The organism is Streptomyces sp. URMC 127, assembly GCF_051386535.1.
Taxonomy (GTDB): Bacteria; Actinomycetota; Actinomycetes; order Streptomycetales; family Streptomycetaceae; genus Streptomyces.
This window is the reverse complement of record NZ_JBPQTW010000268.1, coordinates 1-7,934: the sequence shown is the minus strand read 5'-3', so window position 1 is coordinate 7,934 and position 7,934 is coordinate 1. Positions and strand designations below refer to the sequence as shown.

The following is a 7,934-nucleotide window of genomic DNA, read 5'->3' as shown; positions in this document are numbered from 1 at the left end:
GGTACTGCATGGGGGACCGTGTGGGAGAGTAGGACGCCGCCGAGCAATTATTCAGCCTCAGGTCTGGGATCATTGATCCCGGGCCTGAGGCTTTTTTGCGTTCACTGGACTCCCCTGCCCGGCTGCTTCCCCTTCCGGAAAGCAGCCGAGCAGAATCGCGCTCTTATTTACCCTCGCCCGCCGACCGCGCGAGTTCCAGGTCAAGAGACTCACGCCGAATGCGCTGGTCCATGTACAACAGCGCCGTCATGCCCGCCGCCACCGGCAGCGTAAGAACCGAGCTGACCACTGCTGCGATACCGATTTCCACCAGCGAGGCCCAATCAGTGGCACTGGCCACCGACTGATCCCCCATCCCCGCGCCGTGAATGAAGACGTCGAAGACGAGAACCAGGGCCTGCGCCATGAGGCTCACCAGCGCCGTAATGAGGATCGAGATGAGCTGGATGCCGAAGACACGCCACCACGAGCCCCGCACCAGCTTCGCCGACCTCCGCATTGCCGCCGTAACGCCCTGCTTCTCCAGCATCAGCGCCGGCGCCGCGAGGCTGTAGCGGATCCACAGCCAGGTGGCCACGACCATCGCCGCCAGCCCGCCCAGGGCCGTCAGCGACATGCCCGCCTGCTCCGCCCCGGCCGCCGCCGCGAGGAGACCCCAGACGATGCCGACCGCGAACACCCCGATCAGCAGCATCGGCACCAGCACCATCAGGCCGGCCATGCGGCCGAGCTGCGGCCTGGCGCTCCGCCACGCCTCCCGGGCGGTGACCGGCCGGCCGAGAACCGCACGGCTGACGATGACCGTCAGAAGGGCCGACGCCGTGATGGACCCGACCAGGCTGAGCAGCCAGGCCACGCCGATCCCGCCGAGGCCGTTGCCTATGGCCTCCACCAGCTCCTGTGGCGTCTCCGGGGTCACTCCGCCGAGCGGGTCGAGCTCCACGGCGCCCCGGTCCCACACCCGGTCGACCACCGTCGCCACGGCCTGCGTGCCGATCGCGACCGTCAGCGAGATGCCGAGGACGGCCCGCCAGTGGATGCGCATCGTGCGGACCGCGCCCTCCACGATCTCCCCGGCCTGCAGCGGCCGCAGCGGGATCACCCCGGGCTGCGGCGCCCGCGGCGGCCCGCCCCACTGCGGCCTGCCTGCCTGCTGCCAGCCGTGCTGCTGTCCCGGCCGCTGCCCCGGCAGGCCGCCCGCCTCCCTCCGGCCCTGTTGAGGGGCCGACTGCGCGCGGGCTCTCTCGCCCGTGCCCAGGCGCTGACGCGGTGGGCGCGGTGGGCCCTGTGCGGAGGTCGACCAGTCACCTGGGGGCGGCTGTTCCTGGGCCCAATGGGTCGGGCGGTCCTCCTGTGCGGCCTTGCCGGCCTTGTCAGCCTGGTCGGTCTCGTCGGACGGGGAGGATCCGGGCGAGGTCCGGCCCGGAGAGTCAGTCATGTGCGTCTCGCTCCTTCTCGGTGCCCTGCCGTCCGCCGGTGCGGCGGCCGGGCGGCTGCCAGCAATCGTGTCACGCGCTCTTCAACGCTCCAGGGCCCGCAGAGACGCCCGTTCAAGCCACTCCCGCCCGTACGGGGCTCGTACGAGGGAGGAATGCTCAGGCGACCTTTCCCTGCCGGGACGTCCGGGCCAGACTGGACAGATGGCTGATCAGTTCGCGGCAACCATGGCGTCCGTCGAGCCCGGCTCCGTTCCTGCGCTCAGGTGGGAGGAGCGGCCGGAAGGGCCGGTCCTCGTGCTCCTGGACCAGCGGAGACTTCCCGCGGAGGAGGTCGAGCTGGTGTGTACGGACGTGCCGGTGCTGGTCGACGCGATCTGTTCGCTCGCCGTGCGCGGCGCGCCGCTGCTCGGGATCGCCGGGGCGTACGGGGTGGCGCTGGCGGCCGTGCGCGGCTTCGACGTGGTCGAGGCCGCCGGCCTGCTGGCCCAGGCGCGCCCCACAGCCGTCAATCTGGCCTACGGGGTGCGGCGCGCCCTGGCCGCGTACGAGAAGGCCCTGAAGGACGGGCGGGGCCCGCAGGAGGCCGCCGCGGCCACCCTCGCCGAGGCCCGCGGTCTGCACCGGGAGGACGCGGAGGCCAGCGCGCGGATGGCCGAGCAGGGCCTGGCCCTGCTGGACGAGCTGGTGCCGGGCGGTGGTTTCCGGGTGCTCACGCACTGCAACACCGGGGCGCTGGTCTCCGGCGGCGAGGGGACGGCCTTCGCCGTGGCGGGCGCGGCGCACCGTGTGGGGCGGCTGAGGCGGCTGTGGGTGGACGAGACGCGTCCGCTGCTGCAGGGGGCGCGGCTCACCGCGTACGAGGCGGCACGGGCCGGTATGGCGTACACGCTGCTCACGGACAACGCGGCCGGCTCGCTGTTCGCCTCGGGGGAGGTGGACGCGGTGCTGATCGGCGCGGACCGGATAGCCGCCGACGGGTCCGTGGCGAACAAGGTGGGCAGCTATCCGCTGGCGGTGCTGGCCCGCTACCACCACGTTCCGTTCGTCGTGGTGGCCCCGGTGAGCACGGTGGACCTGGAGACGGCCACGGGCTCGGAGATCGAGGTGGAGCAGCGTGCGGGGCACGAGGTGACGGAGTTTACGGTCGTTCCTCCGGGGGCAGGTGCGGAGCCGGGCACGGGTGTGCCGGTGGCGCCGCTGGGGGCGCAGGCGTACAACCCTGCCTTCGACGTCACGCCGCCCGAGCTGGTGACCGCGATCGTCACGGAGAACGGGGTGGTGTCGCCGGTGACGGGGGCGGGGCTGGCGGAGCTGTGTGCGGGGTCGCAGCGGGGATCCGGGAGTGAGCGGGCCTGATTCGCACGTGTACTGTCCACCCCTGGCGGCGAACGCGATCCGGGTCTCAGGTCAACGGGACACACCGGAGTGTGTCAGTCGCGCCTGGTGAGCTCCGTCACCCGGCTCTATGGACCGGATGCGAAAATGGGATGATGTCGATATGAAGGGACGCGTCCTTGTCGTCGACGACGACACCGCACTGGCCGAGATGCTCGGCATTGTGCTGCGTGGTGAGGGTTTCGAGCCGTCGTTCGTTGCGGACGGCGACAAGGCACTTGCTGCTTTTCGTGAGGTGAAGCCCGATCTCGTGCTGCTCGACCTGATGCTGCCCGGCCGGGACGGCATCGAGGTCTGCCGGCTCATCCGTGCGGAGTCCGGTGTGCCGATCGTGATGCTGACCGCGAAGAGCGACACGGTCGACGTGGTCGTCGGCCTGGAGTCCGGGGCGGACGACTACATCGTCAAGCCGTTCAAGCCGAAGGAGCTGGTGGCGCGGATCCGCGCCCGCCTGCGCCGGTCGGAGGAGCCCGCGCCCGAGCAGCTGGCGATAGGCGACCTGGTCATCGACGTGGCCGGGCACTCGGTCAAGCGCGACGGCCAGTCGATCGCGCTGACGCCGCTCGAGTTCGACCTGCTGGTCGCGCTCGCCCGCAAGCCCTGGCAGGTCTTCACCCGCGAGGTGCTCCTGGAGCAGGTGTGGGGCTACCGCCACGCGGCCGACACCCGCCTGGTGAACGTGCATGTGCAGCGGCTGCGCTCCAAGGTCGAGAAGGACCCGGAGCGGCCGGAGATCGTGGTGACCGTCCGTGGCGTGGGCTACAAGGCGGGGCCGAGCTGACATGTCCGGCAACGGTGCCGCTCCGGAGCGGGGCGCGGGGCGGCCCGTCGAGACGGCGGGCGGCACGTCTCTCTTCCGGCGGCTGTGGCGGGCCGGGCAGATGCTGTCCGACGGCGCGGCCGCGGGGCCGGTCCATCCCGTACTGAGGCTCTACGTGCGCTGGGTGCGGCGGCCGCTGCTGCCGGCGATGCGGCTGTGGCGGCGCAACATCCAGCTGAGGGTGGTCGCCACGACGCTGCTGATGTCGATGGGCGTCGTGCTGCTGCTCGGTGTGGTCGTCGTCGGGCAGGTCCGCAACGGCCTGCTGGAGGCCAAGCGGCACGCGTCGCTGAGCCAGGCCGAGGGCGGTTTCAAGGCGGCGCGCGATGCCGCCGACACCGCGGGCGACACCCGCGGGCAGGACGCACAGTCGGGCAACCGCAGCGCCACCGATCCGGGGGCGTGGCTGACGGCCCAGGTGCAGCAGCTCTCCAGCGGCGGGCAGGGCGTCTACCACGTGGTGGCGCTCAGCTCCGGCGGCGGCGACCTCGCCTACGGCGATCCGGGCTACGGCGACATGTCGTCCGCCGGTGCCCGCGGCCCGCGCGCCTCCGGTGACATCGACCCCGAGGCCAGCATCCCCGCCGACCTGCGCAAGCAGCTGGACACCAAGACCGGGGCGCTGTGGAAGTCCGCGTCGGTCAAGCACAACGCCTCCGACGAGGGCGAGCCCGCGCTGGTCGTCGGCAAGCGCATGTACGACCCCAACGGCAAGGCGTACCAGCTGTACTACCTCTTCCCGTACACGCAGGAGGAGAAGTCGCTGGGTCTGGTCAGGGGCACGCTCGCGACCGCCGGGGTGTTCGTGGTCGTGCTGCTCGGGGCCATCGCCTGGCTCGTGGTGCGGCAGATCGTCACGCCCGTACGGATGGCCGCCAGCATCTCCGAGCGGCTCGCGGCCGGTGTGCTGCAGGAGCGTATGAAGGTCACCGGAGAGGACGACATCGCCCGTCTCGGTGAAGCCTTCAACAAGATGGCGCAGAACCTTCAGGTCAAGATCCAGCAGCTGGAGCAGCTGTCGCGGATGCAGCGCCGGTTCGTCTCGGACGTCTCGCACGAGCTGCGGACGCCGCTGACGACGGTCCGCATGGCCGCGGAGGTCATCCACGAGGCCCGGGAGGACTTCGACCCGGTCACCGCGCGGTCGGCGGAGCTGCTGTACGGGCAGGTCGACCGCTTCGAGTCGCTGCTGGCGGACCTGCTGGAGATCAGCCGTTTCGACGCGGGCGCCGCCGCTCTGGAGGCCGAGCCGGTCGACCTGCGGGACGTGGTGAACCGCGTGATCGAGGGGGCGCTGCCGCTCGCGGAGCGCAAGGGCAGCCGGCTGCTGGTGCAGGGCGCGGAGCAGCCCGTGATGGCCGAGGCCGACGCGCGGCGCGTGGAGCGCGTGCTGCGCAACCTCGTGGTCAACGCCGTGGAGCACGGCGAAGGACGGGACGTCATCGTGCGGCTGGCGGCGGCCGGCGGCGCCGTCGCGGTCGCGGTCCGCGACTACGGCGTGGGCCTCAAGCCCGGCGAGGCGACGCGGGTGTTCAACCGCTTCTGGCGGGCCGACCCCGCGCGTGCCCGCACCACCGGCGGCACGGGCCTCGGGCTGTCCATCGCTGTCGAGGACGCGCGGCTGCACGGCGGCTGGCTGCAGGCGTGGGGTGAGCCGGGCGGCGGTTCGCAGTTCCGGCTGACGCTGCCCGCCACGGCGGGCGACACGCTGCGCGGATCGCCGCTGCCGCTGGAGCCGGAGGATTCGCGCCGCAACCGCGGGCTGAGCGACGCCGGGGTGCCGCTGGCTCCGTCCGGCCGGTCGGGAGGGGTGCTCCCGCAGGGCAGCGGCCTGAAGCCCGTAGCGCCGCAGACGAAGAACGTGCCCTCCGTGGACCCGGCGGCCCTGCCGGGCAGCGGTGCCCGCGTGGTTCCGCGCGCGGGCTCCCGCGAGGGCGGCGCAGAGGGCTCCCGGGAGGCCGGCAAGCCCGCGGCGGGGGCCGCGGAGGAACGTTCGGCCGAACGTTCCGGTGGACGTGAAGGGCAGGCGCGTGGGCGCTGAACGCAATCGCCGCCGCCGGCCGCACGGCCCGCTCCGGCGGACCGCAGGGTTCGGTGCGCTCGTCGTCAGCGGTGCGCTGCTGGCCGGGTGCGCCTCCATGCCCGACAGCGGTGAGGTGCGGCCGGTCGACTCCTCGCAGCGCGCCGACGCGGACTCGCAGGTGCGGGTCTACGGCGTGCCGCCGCACAAGGGCGAGCGCCCGCAGGAGCTCGTGACCGGCTTCCTGGAGGCCACCACCAGCGACGACCCGGACTACGGCACGGCCCGCATGTACCTGGCCAAGGGCAAGCAGCGGGAGTGGAACCCGGCGAGCGTCACGGTGGTGCTGGCGGAGCCGCCGCAGGTGCGCGCGGAGCGCACCGACGACCGCGAGCAGGACTACACCGTCACTCTGATCGGCAAGCGCGTCGCCACGATCGACGCCAAGCACGCGTACAAGCCGGACGAGGGCGTGTACAAGGAGCGGATCCACGTCGCGCGCGAGGGCGGCGAGTGGCGCATCGACGACCTGCCGCCCGGGCTGGTGCTCGGCGTCGCCGACTTCCAGCGCATCTACCGCTCCGTCAACAAGTACTACTTCGCGGAGCTGGGCACGAGCGGCTCCGGCGGCGGCCGGCAGATCCTCGTCGCCGACCCCGTCTACCTCCGCAAGCGCATAGACCCCGTGACCTCCACGGTCAACGCGCTGCTCGACGGGCCGACCAACTGGCTGGACCCGGTGGCCGCGACGGCCTTCCCGACCGGCGCCAAGGTCGTGGACCAGCGGCTCTCCGTGGACGACTCCAACGCCCTGAAGATCCGGCTGAACGGGAAGGCCGCGGGCGCCAACGAGACGCAGTGCACGCGCATGGCCGCGCAGCTCCTCTACACCGTCCAGGACCAGTCGGCGAAGGTCGCAGAGGTGGTGCTGCAGCGGGAGAACGGCTCGCAGATGTGCTCGCTGGGGCGGGAGGAGGCGCGCAAGTACGCCCCCGACCAGGCCGCCGGGCTCGGCGCCGACCAGCAGTACTTCGTGGACGCGCAGCACCGCATGGTGAGTCTCGCCGACGGCGACGAGGAGCCGCGCCGCGTGCCGGGGCCCTTCGGCAGTGACAGCGCCCTGCAGCTGCGGTCGGTGGCTGTGGACCGCAAGGAGAGGCACGCTGCGGGCGTCGCCAACAACGGCCAGACGCTGTACGTCACCGGCATGGAGTCGGGAGCGGCGCTGGGAGACCCGCGGGTGACCTCCGCGCGCGGCGGGCCGAAGGCCGGGCTGACCGCCCCCAGTTGGGACGGGCTCGGCGATCTGTGGGTCGCCGACCAGGACCCGGACCGGCCGCGGCTGCTGCGGCTGCCCGGCGGCACCGGCACGCCGGAGGAGGTCCAGGTGCCGCGGCTCGACGGGCGCATCACTGGGCTGCGGGTCGCGGCCGACGGGGTGCGGATCGCGCTGCTGGTGACCAAGGGCGACCGCACGAGCCTGAAGCTCGGCCGGGTCGAGCGGCACGGGAGCGCGGGAAAGCTGAGCCTGTCCGTGCAGGAACTGCGCTCCGTGGCGCCGCGGTTGGAACAGGTCGACGCGGTGTCGTGGGCCGGCGGGAGCCGGCTGCTGGTCGCGGGGAACGAGCAGGGCGGGCTGCAGCAGCTGCAGTACATCGACACGGACGGTTCGCTGTCGAACGCCTCCGCGCTGCCCGGGATCACGGGAGTGCGGGGCGTCGCGGCCTCGGAGAGCGCGACGAAGGCACCGGCACTGGTGGCCGAGCGGGACGGCGGGATCGTCCGGCTGCTGCCCGACAGCAACTGGAAGCTGGTGACCAAGGAAGGCTCGGCACCGGTCTATCCGGGCTGACGGCGGGCCCTCTCCCCGGGAGCGGCGGGGCTTCCCCGGCTCCCCGTGCCGGGAGTTTTCCACAGGGGTGGCGGGGCGCCGCGGCCGGCGGGACAGTGGATCTGTGCGCGGATGGTGGCAGGAGATCACGGGCCTGGTGCTGCCGGGCGAGTGCGCGGGGTGCGGGCGGGCGCGGTCCGTGCTGTGCGGGGAGTGCCGGGCGGCGCTGGGCGGGGGCGGTGCGCGGCGCGTCAGACCGGATCCGGAGCCGGCCGGGCTGCCGCCGGTCCATGCGGCAGCGCGGTACGAGGGCGCGGTGCGCGCGGCGCTGATCGCGCACAAGGAGCGCGGGGTGCTGGGGCTGGCGAGGCCGCTGGGGGCTGCCCTGGCGGGTGCGGTGCGCGCGGCGGCCAATGGGCCGGGAAGTGG

6 protein-coding genes are annotated in these 7,934 nt (G+C 72.9%); 5 read left to right on the top strand and 1 reads right to left on the bottom strand.

Annotated features, from left to right (window positions below; all coding sequences use genetic code 11):
* Nucleotides 1-163: 163 nt before the first annotated feature.
* The gene (locus ACSNOH_RS31425) at nucleotides 164-1,438 is read right to left on the bottom strand and encodes a glycerophosphoryl diester phosphodiesterase membrane domain-containing protein (RefSeq protein ID WP_436724848.1); all 1,275 of its coding nucleotides are present in this window, start codon (nucleotides 1,436-1,438) and stop codon (nucleotides 164-166) included.
* Between the two features lie 202 nt (nucleotides 1,439-1,640).
* Here ACSNOH_RS31425 and mtnA point away from each other — a divergent pair, with 202 nt between their 5' ends.
* The 5 genes from mtnA to ACSNOH_RS31400 all read left to right on the top strand — a co-directional run.
* Nucleotides 1,641-2,795 carry an S-methyl-5-thioribose-1-phosphate isomerase gene (gene mtnA, locus ACSNOH_RS31420; RefSeq protein WP_436724847.1) on the top strand — a complete coding sequence of 385 codons (1,155 nt, stop codon included), beginning with the start codon at nucleotides 1,641-1,643 and terminating at the stop codon, nucleotides 2,793-2,795.
* Nucleotides 2,796-2,937: 142 nt separating this feature from the next.
* Complete coding sequence (mtrA, locus tag ACSNOH_RS31415; protein WP_055539974.1) at nucleotides 2,938-3,615, top strand: two-component system response regulator MtrA; 678 nt, start codon at nucleotides 2,938-2,940, stop codon at nucleotides 3,613-3,615.
* A 1-nt stretch (nucleotide 3,616) separates the two neighbouring features.
* Complete coding sequence (gene mtrB / locus ACSNOH_RS31410) at nucleotides 3,617-5,695, top strand: MtrAB system histidine kinase MtrB (RefSeq protein WP_436724846.1); 2,079 nt, start codon at nucleotides 3,617-3,619, stop codon at nucleotides 5,693-5,695.
* Nucleotides 5,685-7,526, top strand: coding sequence for an LpqB family beta-propeller domain-containing protein (locus ACSNOH_RS31405; protein WP_436724845.1), 1,842 nt, complete (start codon nucleotides 5,685-5,687; stop codon nucleotides 7,524-7,526). The genes mtrB and ACSNOH_RS31405 overlap by 11 nt, the downstream gene beginning before the upstream one ends.
* A 103-nt stretch (nucleotides 7,527-7,629) precedes the next feature.
* Nucleotides 7,630-7,934, top strand: a 305-nt coding sequence (locus tag ACSNOH_RS31400; protein WP_436724844.1) for a ComF family protein, incomplete at its 3' end; no start/stop codon positions are given.